This window comes from Staphylococcus sp. SA22 (genome assembly GCF_054165785.1).
In genome coordinates this window covers 1-15,127 of the sequence record NZ_JBSZQY010000017.1, presented here as the reverse complement: position 1 = coordinate 15,127, position 15,127 = coordinate 1, and the positions used below count along the sequence as shown (strand labels likewise).

Here is a 15,127-nt window from a genome sequence, read left to right as displayed (position 1 = left end):
ATGAAGTAAAATTTTATGCATAATCACTAGATTTGATAAAACTTACACTTTTATAATGATATCAAATTTACAAAGAAAACTGTATAATAAACACTATCGCTATAAAAAATTCATCAAAATCAGATTAAAAATTGTCTATTTTTCGACAAATATTTAAAAGCTCATTCTAAATCAACTTATTTTCCATTGCATAAATTGCTGCTTGTGTACGATCGCTAACTTGTAATTTACTAAATATATGACTGACATGTGTTTTAATTGTTTTTTCAGATACAAATAAAGTTTCTGCTATCTCTTTATTTGTTTTACCTTTAACCATTTCACGTAACACTTCAATTTCTCTCTTTGACAACTTATTCGTGTAGTGTGGTTTTTGGCTAACTGTTTCGAATACATCTTGTGCCTTAGGATGTATCATTTTTTCACCGTTCATAACTCGTCTAATAGTTTCAATTAATTGCTGAGGCTCAACGTCTTTCATTTCATAACCATCAGCACCTTTATTGATTGCTGAAATTACATGTTCATCATCAACATAACTTGTTAATACCAAAACTTTAATATCCGGATAATGTGCCTTAATATATTCCGTAATTTCAATACCATTCATGCCAGGCATCACTAAATCTAATAGCACAATATCAGGGTGCTCATGCTCTTTTAAATATTCTAAAAATGTTTCTCCATCGGCAAAGTCTTGTAAAACTTCTATGTTTTCAATCGTGGATAATAAAAATCGCAATCCTTGTCGCACAATATAATGGTCATCTACTAATATTACTTTGTTCATGGGTTATCTCCTTAAATCAAGCTATTTTATAGGAATTGTGAATTGTATTTGTGTACCCTTTGTTGGCTGAGAATGAAAGGTCACTTTACCTCTTAATAATTTAACTCTTTGTTTTATGTTATTTATACCGTGTGATGAAGCTATCTGAACATTATCAATCTCAAATCCTTGACCATAATCAATCACGTCAATATATAGTATATCGTTCATTTGTTTTAATGTAAGATCCATTTTATTCGTATCAGCATGTTTCTTAACATTATTAATACACTCTTGTAATGCTCTGTATATGTTTTCTTCGATTTCATTAGATAAATCGATTAAACCTTCTACATTTACATTTAATTGTATATGCATTAATTTACTATATGCTGTCAAAGCATGAATTAAGCCTTGCTCAAGTCCAACTGGCTTAAGTTGCCAAATCAATGCACGCATTTCATTAACGGCATTTTGACTCGTTTCCTCAATCGTCTTGAATGCTTGTTTAGCGATGGATTCGTTTGACATGCCATACGCAGCATGTGCTGTTAGTTTTACAGAAAATAACATTTGATTTACTGAATCATGTAAATCTCTAGCTAAACGATTACGTTCATTAATTTTTGCTGCTTCTTTTTCACGGTCTGTTAAATAAATACGTTTGATGGCTGACCCTAATTGAAATGCGACAGACTCTAGCAACTCTAAATCTTCATCACTATATATTTCAGTATTTGGTGACGCTACATTTAAAATGCCGAATTGTTCTTGACCCGATTTAAGTGGTACCGTTGCATGATGTGTAATATTATCATTTTGACTAGGAAATGCTTTAGAGGCTAAGTTAATACGAGAACAATTGACGATATTCGACGCTTTCATTAGCCTACGTTGATTAAATGCTTTCACACACCAACAAGACCCATCTTTAATATAGTGACAGTGGTCTGCTGTCAAAGATTGTGGTAAAGCCACATGTGATACAAGTTCATGTTCACCTACGCTATTGATGAAAAATATCCAGCCTGTCGTGAAATTACTGCCCTCAATTAAATATTTTAACGCACCTTGGGTCATGCTATACATTTCAGTTTCTTCGTTTAAAAATTCGGCAATCTCTTTTAATAAAGCTAGTCGCGTCCTTTGTTCCATCAAATCGCTCCAATTCATTTTTACGTGTATTAACTATTATACATTGAGTTATTATATTTTTAAATCTTAGACGTGAACATGATAAAATGGCCTTGATTACTTAATAGTTATATTTCGGAGAACTGATTTGTGATATGATATTAAAGACTATAGGAGGATTTTATGAAATTTAAAATACCAGAAAACTTTAATGACTTAAGTTTACGAGATATTTTCCAACAACTTAAGGTACCTAAAAAAGATTTACACCATTTAAATATGTCTAAAGATATTACTATTAATGATAAACCTGCGCGATTAATGGATAAAGTGTATACTGGCGACGATGTATTTGTTCCAACCATCGATGAAAAAAGTAATTATGTTCCAAGTTATCGTTATGCACAAATTAAATACGAAGACGATGATATGGCAATCGTAATGAAACCTAAAGGTGTTAAGACCCACCCTAATGATTTAAAAGAAAGCAATACTTTAATGAATCATGTGATTTACACGGTTGATAGTGACTATGTCGAACCAATTCATCGACTGGACCAGGAAACAGTAGGATTATTAATTGTTGCTAAAAATCCTTTAATGAAAAAAATTCTTGATCGCATGTTAGAAGACAATGATATTACGCGGATATACAAAGCAAATGTTAAGGCACTTTTACCTTTAAAACCACAAACGATTGATATGCCAATTGGTAAAGATAAATTCCATTCGAATAAACGACGTGTGTCTCCTACTGGACAGCGTGCAATTACACACATTTTAACTTCAAAAATGATAAAAGAAACTGTGTGCCAACTTGAAATCAAGTTGGATACTGGACGTACTCATCAAATTCGTGTGCATTTAGCTGAAATTGGTCATCCAGTTATTGGTGATCCTTTATACGGTGATTCAACGTTAAGACAATTAGAACTTGAAAGTTACAAAATAGAGTTTGTGCATCCCTTGACTAAGGAAGTCATTTCCGTTTCTTTGGATGACTAATTTGATTAGTTTTGCATGATATTTAAACATGCAATACCGCATTGTAACTAAATCAAGTATCAACTTAAATCGGATAGATGGAAAATTATTAATTTTTTCAGATGTTCGGTTTTTTTATGTTTTTTACGATGCTTAGGATTTTATATTTTGATATTTTAGTAATTTTTCATTTTATAGCATCCTTGGATAATGACTTGCAGTCTTTTTCATGTGCATTACGTGTATCTATGGACAATACATGACATCATAAGATTTTTATCACAGGTTGTTTGGCCAATACATGTACAACAATTCATCATATAAAAAATAGGTTCTATAATAAAACGGACTCCATGAAAAGTTTTTCCTTTCATGGCCCTATATCAAATCGGACTTATAAGTTCGATTTGACATAGACAAAAAAATAAAGCTTGAACACTACATCTACCTGTAATGCCCAAACTTTATTTTATATTAATATTTAATTAATGAGGATCTACCATATCTTCTGGTTTAATCCATGCTTCAAATTGTTCTTCTGTAACATATCCAGTTTGAATTGCAGATTCTTTTAAAGTTAAACCTTCTTTATGGGCTTTCTTAGCAATTTGAGCAGCTTTTTCATAACCAATATGTGGATTTAATGCAGTAACTAACATTAATGATTGATTTAAATAATTATCAATATTCTCTTCGATTGGTTCAATGCCCACTGCACAATTGTTATTAAATGTTTCCATACCGTCAGCTAAAAGGTAAATTGATTGTAGTGTATTATGCATAATAACTGGTTTATAAACATTCAATTCAAAGTTACCTTGTGAACTTGCGAAGCCAACAACTGTATCATTACCCATTACTTGGACTGCAACCATTGTTAACATTTCACATTGTGTAGGATTAACTTTACCAGGCATAATTGATGAACCTGGTTCATTTTCAGGGATAGAAATTTCTGCCAAACCAGCTCGTGGCCCTGAAGCCAACCATCTCACATCATTAGCAATTTTCGTTAAGTCTCCTGCTAGCGCCTTCAATGTTCCATGTAGATGTACTACTTCATCATGTGCTGTTAATGCATGGAATTTATTTTCAGAAGATACAAATGGATAACCCGTATTTTCTGAAATATAATGTGCCACTTTATCACCAAATTCAGGATGCGCATTAATACCAGTACCAACAGCCGTACCACCGATGGCAAGATTTAAAATGTGCTTCTTAGATTCAGATAACATTGTTTCGCATCGGTCAAGCATATAACGCCAGCCACTAATCTCTTGTCCTAGTTTGATCGGCGTTGCATCTTGTAAATGTGTACGACCAATTTTAATAATTGAATCAAATTTATCTTCTTTTTCTTTCAAAGTATTTCTTAAAAGTTTTAATGCAGGTTCTAATTTTGTTTCAACTTCTTGATATAATGCAACGTGCATAGCAGTTGGGAATGTATCATTCGAACTTTGTGATTTATTTACATCATCATTTGGGTGGATACTTTCATCACTTTGATGATCTTTTAAATACATATTAGCAACATAACTTACTACTTCGTTCACATTCATATTACTTTGTGTACCGCTTCCTGTTTGCCATACAACTAGTGGAAAGTGTTCATCTAATTCACCTGATAAAATTTGATCACATGCGTATACAATGGCATCTTTCTTTGCCTCGCTTAATTTTCCTAAATCAAAATTAGCTAATGCTGCTGCACGCTTTAGTTGTGCAAAACCATAAACTACTTCGATTGGCATACGCTCTTTACCAACTGGGAAATTGCGTTTACTTCTTTCTGTTTGAGCACCCCAATATTTATCTGCAGGTACTTCTATTTCTCCAAAAGTATCATGTTCAATTCTTACTGACATTCAATTTCTCCCCTTATCACTGTTTATTTAACTGTAGTATATCATTAATTAATTTAATTGAGCAATTTATGATTAAAACGTTTTCATAATTTGAAATAAAAATACACTAATCGCACGTGCCCACCCTTTATTACAGTGATACGGTCATACGATTAGTGTGTTATCTATCATTATTTAGTTATTGTTGAACTAAGTTTAATTGCGATACTTTGTTTTAGTAGCTTCAACCGTAGCAATAGCTGTAAGTATATATAATACAGCACTAACAATTGTCGTATATGGATTTAGAGCAATAAGCGTACCTAAAACTCCTATTAAACTCGCATAAAACCCATCAAGTGTATAATACAATATTCCTGTTATTAATAAACAACAAATTACACTTATTACAATACCTGATTGATTACTTTTAATGAATGTTTGCGCATTAACATCATCGATTAATCCTTTTGATAAATTGAGTTGTAATTTAATTACTTTGAAAATAACAGGTAAATATAATGCCCCAATTGCCAATGGAAAAGCTTTAATTGATATTAAACTTATAATAACTGTTGCTATCAATAATTGAATCCAGTATTTTCCTAACATAAATATATAAATCTCCTCTAATTTCATTCTTCAATAGCATATCATAATCTTGACATATTAAGAAACGCGGTTTAATGATTTCATTAAAAATATTAATGATAGATGACTTCTTTCAATTATGTCTGGGGTATTTAATTATCAATTCCGTTTAAATGTTGTTTTAATATTTAAAATTGAATTTTTGATATATTACTATGTCTGGTACACAAATCAATGTTTTATGCTTTACAAAGTTATATTGGCAGTAGTTGACTGCGGGCCTCAACATAGAAGCTTCGGTATGTCAGCTTACTATTTCATGCAAGTTGGCGGGGTTCCAACATAGTGGAATTGGATTCCCAATTTCTACAGACGATGCAAATTTGGGGAAACGGGCCCAACACAGCGAAATTGGATTTCTAATTTCTACAGACGATGCAAGTTGGCGGGAACCCAACATAGTGAAATCGGATTTCTAATTTCTACAGACATTGCAAATTTGGGGAAACGGGCCACAAACTCAGAAGCTGGTGGAAAGTCAGCTTCTATGAATATAATAAAAGAGCTAGGTAACAAAATGCTACCTAACTTCATATTCAAGATTATCAATCCTATTTGATATAGGTTCTATACTATTCATTGATTACATGATAAATAGCTGTATATTACACAATTATAATACTTTACTGACTGTCTTCTTCAGAATTCTTTTCTTGATCATTTTGATCAGAAATTTGTTCCATTTCTTTACCTAATTCTTTTAAATCTTCAAAATCCGTTACCATACTGTTTTCTTCTTCATGATAATTTAATTTTGGATCTTTGTCTTTAGACATAATCAATACCTCACAGATTTTTAATTAAGCAAAGCGTGACGTAAAGTAAGCTTTAACATCTTCAGGTAAACCTGCAGCCGCTTCTTTATCAAGAATAACATTTACCATTCTATGTGCTTTTAAATCGGCTGGTTCGAAGCTTGTTTTACCATTTTCTTGATATAATTTTTCAACTACATCTCGTTTATTAGCACCAGTCACTACTATGAAAATTTCTCTTGCTTCCATTAGTCCTTGACGAATACTAACATTTAACTTACCTTGCTCATCAATAGAAACAACTTGTAATGTTAATTTCCCTTTATTTTCTTTAGTTTTAATCTTATCAGCGATTAATTCGATTGCATCTTTTTCATAAGCAATTGGATAAACTTGACCTGCTGGTACACCTAACGCTTCGAAATATGATTTTTTATCGTCATAATCTAAAATATTTATTTGGCTAAAATCAACAGCATGCTTTTCAATATTTTTCTTTAATTCATCTAGTACTGGCGCTTGATCAGTATCTAAATGAAAACCTGCAATTGTAGTAGGATTATTGTTAAATTGCTTTCTAATAATATCAGCAGCATATTCTGCTACAAGTTGACTATTGTCAAAGACTTTAAAGTTCATTGCCATGATTTCTACACTCCTCTTAGTTTGCATTTTACATAAAAACGGCGATATTAATAATTATTATACCCTAACTTTCAATTTATCAAACCATTTAACTTTAACATGCTTATACTCTAAATATAGCACTTAAGTATCATTTTTATAATGAAAATGAGTAAATTTTAATTCAATCCTGGAAAATCTTGTTGACGTAACGCTTCATAAATTAACAACGCAGCAGTATTTGATAAATTTAATGAACGAATATGTTCACTCATAGGAATTCTTAACGCTGTGTCTTGATATTTCTCTTTCACCCAGTCTGGTAATCCTGTCGTTTCTTTTCCAAAAATGAAGTAAAAATCTTTGTCATGATTTGAAAAATCAAAATCACTATAAGTCTTTTTACCAAATTTTGTTAATAAGTAATACTCGCCATTTGTGGCTTCAAAAAATGCTTCAATACTATCATGATACGTAATATTCACAAATTCCCAATAATCTAAACCGGCTCTTTTTAACATTTTATCATCAGTTCTAAATCCAAGAGGTTTAATTAAATGTAAATGTGTGTTTGTACCTGCACACGTACGTGCAATGTTACCAGTATTAGCTGGGATTTCTGGTTGATATAAAACGATATGATTTGTCATATTACTATTCTCTCCTTGTGTCCAATCCTTTTATCATTTCATTCTGAACTTCTGCATCCTCTTGATTATAATTTGCATTGATAAAATCTCTTGCTTCTTCCCCAAGAATTTGACCAATAGCCCAATAAGCAGTTGCTCGAATCATCGGTCTTTCATCTGTTGTTGCAACTTTTTTCAATTCTGGAATTGCATCCACTTCATTAAAATGCGCCAATGCTAAAATAGCATTTCGTTGTATCGGCTTTTTACCACGCCAAGCACCTGCAAGGTGACCATATGTTTGTTTGAATTCTTTATTAGACATACGTAGTAAAGGTACTAATCTTGGCTTTAAAATTTCTGGTTCCAAAATGATGTCAGCTTGTTCGGTATTAATACCTCTATTTTTCGGGCAAACTTGTTGACACGTATCGCAACCATATAATCTATTCCCAATTTTATAACGATATTGGTCAGGCATATAGCCTTTTGTTTGCGTTAAAAAACTAATGCATTTCTGACTATTTAATTGGCCATTTCCAACTAATGCACTTGTTGGACAACGATCAACACAAATTGTACAATCACCACAGCTATCTAATAATGGATCATCAGGTTCAAAAGGTATACTGACTAACATTTCACCGAGGTATGTCCATGTTCCTAGTTTAGGATTGATGACAAAGCCATTACGACCAACAAATCCTAAACCTGCACGTTCTGCTACTGCCCTATCTGATAATACACCCGTATCTACCATAGATTTGATTTCAACATCTGGAACTTTAGATTCAATAAATGCAGCTAACATGTCTAATCGTTTACGCATAATTGTATGATAATCTTGACCCCACGATGCTCTAGCAAATAAGCCTCTGCGATCACCTCTAACACTCTTAGGTGCACCTTTCAGTTTGTTAGGATAACCAACTGCAATTGCTATGATTGACCTTGCTGTTGGTAAGGATAATTTAGGCTCCGTTCGTAAAGCAATATCAGATTCTTCAAATCCTGAGGCATAACCATTTGCATGATATGCTTCTAGCTTTTGCTTCAATTCATCAAAGGGATCGGCAGTAGTAAATCCAATACTGTCGATACCAATTGTATATGCATAGTCAATGATATCTTGCTTTAACTGCTTTGTATCCAATCGTATGCCCCCCATAAAATAATACTATGTTATTTTAACACAACCATTATTCATATTGAGGTTTCATTTCACATAATTTTAATAATAAAAAGCTTGAATATATGATATAACTTTGTGGTGCGCATCATATATTCAAGCTTCGTTAGGTTGTTATAATACTCTTGCTAAGAAATTTTGTGTTCTTTCATGTTGCGGTTGTTCAAATATTTCGACTGGTGTGCCTGACTCTACGACAACGCCATCTGCCATAAATATGACTTTATCACTTACATCTTTGGCAAATCCCATTTCATGTGTCACAACCACCATGGTCATACCTTCTTTGGCTAGGTCTTTCATTACTTTTAATACATCACCAACTACCTCAGGATCTAATGCTGAAGTTGGTTCATCGAATAAAATAACATCTGGATGCATTGCTAAAGCTCTTGCAATTGCTACCCTTTGTTTTTGACCACCTGATAATTGATTCGGATATACATCTGCTTTTTCTTTTAATCCCACTTTATCTAATAACGACAATGCTTCCTTATGCAATTCATCGTTATTATCTTTCTTTAATAATTTAGGAGCTAAAATAATATTATCGACAACTTTTTTATGTGGAAATAGGTTGAAGTTTTGAAATACCATACCCATTTTTTGACGTAGTTTATCTACTTGTGTCCCTTTTTCCGTTAAGTCATTGCCTTCAAAAATCACTTGACCTTTAGTGGGTACTTCTAATAAATTCATACATCTTAACAATGTACTTTTACCACTACCAGATGGACCTATTATTGCTACTACTTCCCCTTGATTGATTTCAAGATTGATATCTTTTAAAACTTCATTATCTCCAAAAACTTTATTAAGATTGTTTATTTTAATCACTGGCATTCAATCTCCCTTCAATCATGTTCATAATGCGTGTAAGTACAAATGTTAAGACAAAGTATAATGCTGCTGCCACTAGTAATGGTGTGAATGGGTCAAATGAAATACCTTGAACCACTTGTGCATTAAACATAATTTCGCCAACTCCAATTGTTGACACAATAGATGATTCTTTAATTAAAGTGACAAATTCATTACCTAAAGCTGGTAAAATGTTTTTTATTGCTTGTGGCATAATTACACTTTTCATCGTTTGTCTATAATTCAAACCTAGACTACGTGCGGCTTCCATTTGGCCTTTATCAACAGCATTTATACCTGCACGAATAATTTCAGCAATGTAAGCTGAGGAATTAATAACTAATGCAATTGTTCCACAAACAAGAGCTGAAATATCTAGTCCTAATGCAGCAGTTATACCAAAGAATACGATAAATACTTGAACTAACATTGGTGTTCCTCTTAATATTTCGATATAGATAGAGGCAATCCATGAAATAATTTTTATTTTACTTAATTTCATTAACGCAACGAATGCACCTAAAATAGAACCTAATGCAACACCGATAAGTGAAATTAATATTGTAATCTTAATTCCTTTCAAGAAAAAACTACCATACTTAGAAATAAAACCACTGTCATCATTCATCGCATTTGCAGCATTAGTCATATATTTATCGATTAATCCTTTATCTTTAACCTCTTTAATCGTTTTATTAATTTGTGACAATAATTTTGGTGAATCTTTTGGCACTGCTATCACTGTATCTTTTTCTTCTTCATTAAATTTCACATTGGAAATTCCTAATTTAGGATTTTGTTTTAAATATGCTTCTGCTACAGGTTTTTCAACTACAGCACCTTCAACCTTTCCACTTTTCAGAGCTAATATAACGTCTGGTAAACGGCTTAATGAAGTAATAGATGCATTTTCAATTTCGGTTTGAGCGATTTTTTCTTGTTCAGTTCCCTTTTGTGCCCCTACTTTTTTATTATTAAAGTCTTTGATATCTTTATATTCATTAACTTTATCTTTCTTTACAAGCATGATATTTTTAGTCATCATATATGAATCTGAAAAATCAACTTGCTTCTTACGTTCAGGCGTTGAAGTCATTCCGGAAATAATAATATCAATTTTTCCAGTTTTAAGAGCTCCTAACAAACTATCAAATGACATATTGACGATTTTTAATTTTAAATTATTATCTTTCGCAATTTTTTTAGCTAAATCAATATCTACACCTGCATACTCAGTCTTACCATTAACTGTATGCTCAAATTCCATTGGTGCATAATCTGCAGAAAGACCCACTCTAAGTTCACCGCGTTCTTTAATCTTCTCCCATGTTTGATCTTGTTCAGCATGTGCTGTGGGATTGATATACACCATAGCACTGCTAATTAACAACCCTAATACTAATATAAACCTAATTAAACACTTCATTTATACAGCCCTCCCTAATTAATATTCATAATTATACATATTAATACATTTTGATGCAATAGTGTTTTATAAATGTATTTTTATCAATACAGAGAAAGGCTTCTTTTTAAAAACCTTTACTTAAAAAATCGCCTATTATACGCGAACAATTCTTACATTTTAAAATCAATCAAAAAAAGCGCTACTATCAATATCTTATTGACAGTAACGCCTATATTTATCATATATTAAAAATTATTCTTGTCATCAAGCTATAAATTATTGTTTTGGAACTTCAAATTTATAAATATCATTGGAATATATAGGAATGAATTTTTTACACAATTCATGAACAATAAACGCCGATACAAATGGTATGACAAAATAACCAAGAGCTAATAAAATAATATTCATTGTTGGATCACCTGACATTCGGTTAAATGCATTTATTGGGCCAACTAATCCTGTATATCCAAATCCAGCAGACAATGGTGTTCCTTTAACTTGAAGAACGTAAGCAATGATTCCCGTAATTATTCCATTTATAGTCAATGGTATCGAAATAATTAAATTTTTCAAGTAAACTGGGATCATCATTTTTGCAGCTCCTATGAGTAAAACTGCATTTACACCAATAGAATTGACACGCAATGAGCCAAATAAGAAAGTAACACAGGCAGCCACTATACCTAGGTTTGCTGCTCCACTTCCTAGCCCGTTTAAACTAATCGCAGTTGCAATCGCTACTAACGATATTGGTGTTACCATTAATAATGAAAATGCCACACTAATAAGTATAGACATTAACAACGGATTTAAGTCTGTAAAAGAATGAATTACATTTCCAATTGCTTGAGTAATTTTTCGAATGTAAGGTAATGTGATTAGACCGATACCCCCACTAACGATAGGTACTAAAACTGGTAAAATAATTAATTCAAAAGATCCAAGTTTGTTTTGTAATACCATATATATAAGACATGCAATAATAACAACCAAACTCGTATTTATAATGTCACCTATACCTTTTAACATAAAACTATTATTGCTATATACAACAGCACCTGAACCAATCATAGCTGATGTACCTACTATAGCAGCACCTGCGCCATTAAATTTAAATTGATGAGCAGCTAAAACCCCAATAATAAATGCCATAAATGATTGAATTAGTATCACTAACTGATACGTTAATTCTAAAATTTCATTGTCACTTTTAAATATTTTTAATACTTCACCTAATAAAGCATTCGGAACAAGTGCAATAACAACACCAGCACCAATAGAATTTAAAATCTTACTGAAAAACTGTTTATTATCAGCATTCTTTGCGTTACTCATAAACGACCTCCAATTTGAACATTAAACTCATCATATTATAGAAAATTAACTTTAACAATGATTAGTTGGCTAATTTAATCTAAATATAACAATCCACAAAAGGAATAAAGTAAATTTGAACAATCTACTCACTAATCAATGTCATGTTAATTTTAAAATACTATTAATTACATCCTGTGACTAATAATGTAATAAATTGTAAATATTAAAATAGTCATATTACTATTAAGATAGATAAATTGAATCGACTTGGTATAAAGCAGAATAAAATAGCACTTTTACAAATATTTTATTAGAAAAGTTGAAACAAATACATAACCCCAGATAATATAGTCATAATCATTAATGTAATATCAAAAAAAGAAGTTAAACAATGTATAGTTGCTTAACTTCCTATATTGAACGCATCATTACAATTTGACATAGAGCTAAAATAAAAAGAAACCTTATTTTACAAGGTTTCTAGTAGGTTATGTTATGTAAATAACAGTTAATTATACCGGTGGTCGGGGTCGAACCGACACTCCACAAGTGGAACGGGATTTTGAGTCCCGCGCGTCTGCCAATTCCGCCACACCGGCTTAATGGTAAACAAAAAACTTCCCTTTGGAAGCAATTATGGAGCGGAAGATAGGATTTACACCTATACCTCGTTCCGGGAAGGAACGTGTTCTAAAAGTTGAACTACTCCCGCAAATATTAAATTATGGAGCGGAAGATAGGATTTACACCTATACCTCATTCCAGGAAGGAATGTATTCTAAGAGTTGAAATACTCCCGCATTATTATTAAATTATGGAGCGGAAGATAGGATTTGCACCTATACCTCGTTCCGGGAAGGAACGTGTTCTAAAAGTTGAACTACTCCCGCATAAACCTGGAGGCGGCAACCGGATTTGAACCGGTGATAAAGGTTTTGCAGACCTCTGCCTTACCACTTGGCTATGCCGCCAATAACTGGGCTAGCTGGATTCGAACCAACGAGTGACGGAGTCAAAGTCCGTTGCCTTACCGCTTGGCTATAGCCCATTAATAATAGGGGCGGCTGAAGGGGATCGAACCCTCGAATGTCGGAACCACAATCCGATGTGTTAACCACTTCACCACAGCCGCCATGGCAGGGGCAGTAGGAATCGAACCCACACCAAAGGTTTTGGAGACCTCTATTCTACCGTTGAACTATGCCCCTATTAAAAATAATAAATGGAGGGGGGCAGATTCGAACTGCCGAACCCGAAGGAGCGGATTTACAGTCCGCCGCGTTTAGCCACTTCGCTACCCCTCCATAAATGGTGCCGGCCAGAGGACTTGAACCCCCAACCTACTGATTACAAGTCAGTTGCTCTACCAATTGAGCTAGGCCGGCTAAGAAATGGTTCAGGACAGAGTCGAACTGCCGACACATGGAGCTTCAATCCATTGCTCTACCAACTGAGCTACTGAACCATAATAAAAATGTAATGATGGCGGTCTCGACGGGAATCGAACCCGCGATCTCCTGCGTGACAGGCAGGCGTGTTAACCGCTACACTACGAGACCTATAAAATATTGCGGGAGGCGGATTTGAACCACCGACCTTCGGGTTATGAGCCCGACGAGCTACCGAACTGCTCCATCCCGCGATAATAAAAAATAATGGCGGAGGAAGAGGGATTCGAACCCCCGCGGCCCGTTAAGGCCCTGTCGGTTTTCAAGACCGATCCCTTCAGCCGGACTTGGGTATTCCTCCATTATTATAGGTAAATCGCTATTAATTATAAAATTAAATGGCGGTCTCGACGGGAATCGAACCCGCGATCTCCTGCGTGACAGGCAGGCGTGTTAACCGCTACACTACGAGACCATTAGTAAAACGGAGGAAGAGGGATTCGAACCCCCGCGAGCCGTTAAGCCCCTGTCGGTTTTCAAGACCGATCCCTTCAGCCGGACTTGGGTATTCCTCCAAAATTATATGGACCTTGCAGGACTCGAACCTGCGACCGAACGGTTATGAGCCGTTAGCTCTAACCAACTGAGCTAAAGGTCCTAAATATAATTTTACAACTAATAAATAGTGGCGGTGGAGGGGATCGAACCCCCGACCTCACGGGTATGAACCGTACGCTCTAGCCAGCTGAGCTACACCGCCTTATATAGTTTGTAAATAATATGGTGGAGACTAGCGGGATCGAACCGCTGACCTCCTGCGTGCAAAGCAGGCGCTCTCCCAGCTGAGCTAAGCCCCCATAATAATTACAGTATATCGGGAAGACAGGATTCGAACCTGCGACCCCTTGGTCCCAAACCAAGTGCTCTACCAAGCTGAGCTACTTCCCGTATAATTAACGCGCCCGATAGGAGTCGAACCCATAACCTCTTGATCCGTAGTCAAACGCTCTATCCAATTGAGCTACGGGCGCATATGTTTTTATTGAAAATGGTGCCGAGGACCGGAATCGAACCGGTACGGTGATCACTCACCGCAGGATTTTAAGTCCTGTGCGTCTGCCAGTTCCGCCACCCCGGCACTATAAAAATGGAGCAGAAGACGGGATTCGAACCCGCGACCCCAACCTTGGCAAGGTTGTATTCTACCGCTGAACTACTTCTGCATATGCGGGTGAAGGGAGTCGAACCCCCACGCCGTAAGGCGCTAGATCCTAAGTCTAGTGCGTCTGCCAATTCCGCCACACCCGCAAATGGTGAGCCATAGAGGATTCGAACCTCTGACCCTCTGATTAAAAGTCAGATGCTCTACCAACTGAGCTAATGGCTCTTCCATGGTGCCGGCCAGAGGACTTGAACCCCCAACCTACTGATTACAAGTCAGTTGCTCTACCAATTGAGCTAGGCCGGCTATATGTAAGAATAAATGGTGGAGAATGACGGGTTCGAACCGCCGACCCTCTGCTTGTAAGGCAGATGCTCTCCCAGCTGAGCTAATTCTCCGATTT

12 protein-coding genes and 26 tRNA genes are annotated in these 15,127 nt (G+C 34.7%); 1 reads left to right on the top strand and 37 read right to left on the bottom strand.

Annotation, left to right across the window (positions count from 1 at the left end; all coding sequences use genetic code 11):
* Positions 1–166: 166 nt before the first annotated feature.
* Together ACXQH5_RS11985 and ACXQH5_RS11980 are read right to left on the bottom strand one after the other, a co-directional pair.
* The gene (locus ACXQH5_RS11985; protein WP_001045133.1) at positions 167–790 is read right to left on the bottom strand and encodes a response regulator; all 624 of its coding nucleotides are present in this window, start codon (positions 788–790) and stop codon (positions 167–169) included.
* Between the two features lie 21 nt (positions 791–811).
* The gene (locus ACXQH5_RS11980; protein WP_000437967.1) at positions 812–1,924 is read right to left on the bottom strand and encodes a GAF domain-containing sensor histidine kinase; all 1,113 of its coding nucleotides are present in this window, start codon (positions 1,922–1,924) and stop codon (positions 812–814) included.
* A 162-nt stretch (positions 1,925–2,086) separates the two neighbouring features.
* Between ACXQH5_RS11980 and ACXQH5_RS11975 the strand changes: the two genes are divergently transcribed.
* Positions 2,087–2,908: an RluA family pseudouridine synthase gene (locus tag ACXQH5_RS11975; protein ID WP_000669384.1), complete on the top strand. Its 822-nt coding sequence runs from the start codon at positions 2,087–2,089 to the stop codon at positions 2,906–2,908.
* Positions 2,909–3,372: 464 nt separating this feature from the next.
* Here the strand turns inward: ACXQH5_RS11975 and fumC are convergent, their stop codons facing one another.
* The 35 genes from fumC to ACXQH5_RS11800 form a co-directional block, all read right to left on the bottom strand.
* Positions 3,373–4,758, bottom strand: a complete 1,386-nt coding sequence (gene fumC, locus ACXQH5_RS11970) for a class II fumarate hydratase (protein WP_000116233.1) — start codon at positions 4,756–4,758, stop codon at positions 3,373–3,375.
* Between the two features lie 195 nt (positions 4,759–4,953).
* Positions 4,954–5,349, bottom strand: coding sequence for a hypothetical protein (locus ACXQH5_RS11965; protein ID WP_057504578.1), 396 nt, complete (start codon positions 5,347–5,349; stop codon positions 4,954–4,956).
* A gap of 662 nt (positions 5,350–6,011) precedes the next feature.
* Positions 6,012–6,164 carry an SAS053 family DNA gyrase inhibitor gene (locus tag ACXQH5_RS11960; protein WP_000031108.1) on the bottom strand — a complete coding sequence of 51 codons (153 nt, stop codon included), beginning with the start codon at positions 6,162–6,164 and terminating at the stop codon, positions 6,012–6,014.
* Between the two features lie 24 nt (positions 6,165–6,188).
* The gene (locus ACXQH5_RS11955) at positions 6,189–6,788 is read right to left on the bottom strand and encodes a 6-phosphogluconolactonase (protein ID WP_001251218.1); all 600 of its coding nucleotides are present in this window, start codon (positions 6,786–6,788) and stop codon (positions 6,189–6,191) included.
* A 158-nt stretch (positions 6,789–6,946) separates the two neighbouring features.
* Positions 6,947–7,417, bottom strand: a complete 471-nt coding sequence (gene trmL / locus ACXQH5_RS11950; protein WP_000181394.1) for a tRNA (uridine(34)/cytosine(34)/5-carboxymethylaminomethyluridine(34)-2'-O)-methyltransferase TrmL — start codon at positions 7,415–7,417, stop codon at positions 6,947–6,949.
* 4 nt (positions 7,418–7,421) lie between these two features.
* Complete coding sequence (gene queG, locus ACXQH5_RS11945; protein WP_000379977.1) at positions 7,422–8,549, bottom strand: tRNA epoxyqueuosine(34) reductase QueG; 1,128 nt, start codon at positions 8,547–8,549, stop codon at positions 7,422–7,424.
* A 150-nt stretch (positions 8,550–8,699) separates the two neighbouring features.
* Positions 8,700–9,422: an amino acid ABC transporter ATP-binding protein gene (locus ACXQH5_RS11940; protein ID WP_000590809.1), complete on the bottom strand. Its 723-nt coding sequence runs from the start codon at positions 9,420–9,422 to the stop codon at positions 8,700–8,702.
* Positions 9,415–10,872 carry an ABC transporter substrate-binding protein/permease gene (locus ACXQH5_RS11935; RefSeq protein ID WP_000649908.1) on the bottom strand — a complete coding sequence of 486 codons (1,458 nt, stop codon included), beginning with the start codon at positions 10,870–10,872 and terminating at the stop codon, positions 9,415–9,417. The genes ACXQH5_RS11940 and ACXQH5_RS11935 overlap by 8 nt, the downstream gene beginning before the upstream one ends.
* Before the next feature lie 258 nt (positions 10,873–11,130).
* Entirely contained in the window at positions 11,131–12,192 is a 1,062-nt protein-coding gene (locus ACXQH5_RS11930; RefSeq protein WP_000063548.1) for a PTS transporter subunit IIC, read from the bottom strand.
* Positions 12,193–12,689: 497 nt separating this feature from the next.
* Positions 12,690–12,773 (bottom strand) — tRNA-Leu (locus ACXQH5_RS11925).
* A gap of 38 nt (positions 12,774–12,811) precedes the next feature.
* Positions 12,812–12,886: transfer RNA gene (locus tag ACXQH5_RS11920), tRNA-Gly, on the bottom strand.
* Between the two features lie 103 nt (positions 12,887–12,989).
* A tRNA-Gly gene (locus ACXQH5_RS11915) sits at positions 12,990–13,064 on the bottom strand.
* Between the two features lie 7 nt (positions 13,065–13,071).
* Positions 13,072–13,145: transfer RNA gene (locus ACXQH5_RS11910), tRNA-Cys, on the bottom strand.
* Positions 13,146–13,150: 5 nt separating this feature from the next.
* A tRNA-Gln gene (locus tag ACXQH5_RS11905) sits at positions 13,151–13,222 on the bottom strand.
* A gap of 11 nt (positions 13,223–13,233) precedes the next feature.
* Positions 13,234–13,306: transfer RNA gene (locus ACXQH5_RS11900), tRNA-His, on the bottom strand.
* Between the two features lie 2 nt (positions 13,307–13,308).
* Positions 13,309–13,382 (bottom strand) — tRNA-Trp (locus tag ACXQH5_RS11895).
* Positions 13,383–13,397: 15 nt separating this feature from the next.
* A tRNA-Tyr gene (locus ACXQH5_RS11890) sits at positions 13,398–13,478 on the bottom strand.
* A gap of 5 nt (positions 13,479–13,483) precedes the next feature.
* Positions 13,484–13,559: transfer RNA gene (locus ACXQH5_RS11885), tRNA-Thr, on the bottom strand.
* Positions 13,560–13,566: 7 nt separating this feature from the next.
* A tRNA-Phe gene (locus tag ACXQH5_RS11880) sits at positions 13,567–13,639 on the bottom strand.
* 18 nt (positions 13,640–13,657) lie between these two features.
* Positions 13,658–13,733, bottom strand: a tRNA-Asp gene (locus ACXQH5_RS11875).
* Between the two features lie 9 nt (positions 13,734–13,742).
* Positions 13,743–13,816 (bottom strand) — tRNA-Met (locus ACXQH5_RS11870).
* 14 nt (positions 13,817–13,830) lie between these two features.
* Positions 13,831–13,923 (bottom strand) — tRNA-Ser (locus ACXQH5_RS11865).
* Positions 13,924–13,961: 38 nt separating this feature from the next.
* Positions 13,962–14,037: transfer RNA gene (locus ACXQH5_RS11860), tRNA-Asp, on the bottom strand.
* Between the two features lie 10 nt (positions 14,038–14,047).
* Positions 14,048–14,137 (bottom strand) — tRNA-Ser (locus ACXQH5_RS11855).
* 9 nt (positions 14,138–14,146) lie between these two features.
* Positions 14,147–14,220, bottom strand: a tRNA-Ile gene (locus tag ACXQH5_RS11850).
* 28 nt (positions 14,221–14,248) lie between these two features.
* Positions 14,249–14,322, bottom strand: a tRNA-Met gene (locus ACXQH5_RS11845).
* A gap of 21 nt (positions 14,323–14,343) precedes the next feature.
* Positions 14,344–14,419, bottom strand: a tRNA-Ala gene (locus ACXQH5_RS11840).
* A gap of 17 nt (positions 14,420–14,436) precedes the next feature.
* A tRNA-Pro gene (locus ACXQH5_RS11835) sits at positions 14,437–14,510 on the bottom strand.
* Between the two features lie 9 nt (positions 14,511–14,519).
* A tRNA-Arg gene (locus ACXQH5_RS11830) sits at positions 14,520–14,593 on the bottom strand.
* Positions 14,594–14,611: 18 nt separating this feature from the next.
* Positions 14,612–14,700: transfer RNA gene (locus tag ACXQH5_RS11825), tRNA-Leu, on the bottom strand.
* A 10-nt stretch (positions 14,701–14,710) separates the two neighbouring features.
* A tRNA-Gly gene (locus ACXQH5_RS11820) sits at positions 14,711–14,785 on the bottom strand.
* 3 nt (positions 14,786–14,788) lie between these two features.
* Positions 14,789–14,870: transfer RNA gene (locus ACXQH5_RS11815), tRNA-Leu, on the bottom strand.
* A gap of 3 nt (positions 14,871–14,873) precedes the next feature.
* Positions 14,874–14,949: transfer RNA gene (locus ACXQH5_RS11810), tRNA-Lys, on the bottom strand.
* Positions 14,950–14,954: 5 nt separating this feature from the next.
* Positions 14,955–15,030, bottom strand: a tRNA-Thr gene (locus ACXQH5_RS11805).
* A 16-nt stretch (positions 15,031–15,046) separates the two neighbouring features.
* A tRNA-Val gene (locus tag ACXQH5_RS11800) sits at positions 15,047–15,122 on the bottom strand.
* Positions 15,123–15,127: the final 5 nt, after the last annotated feature.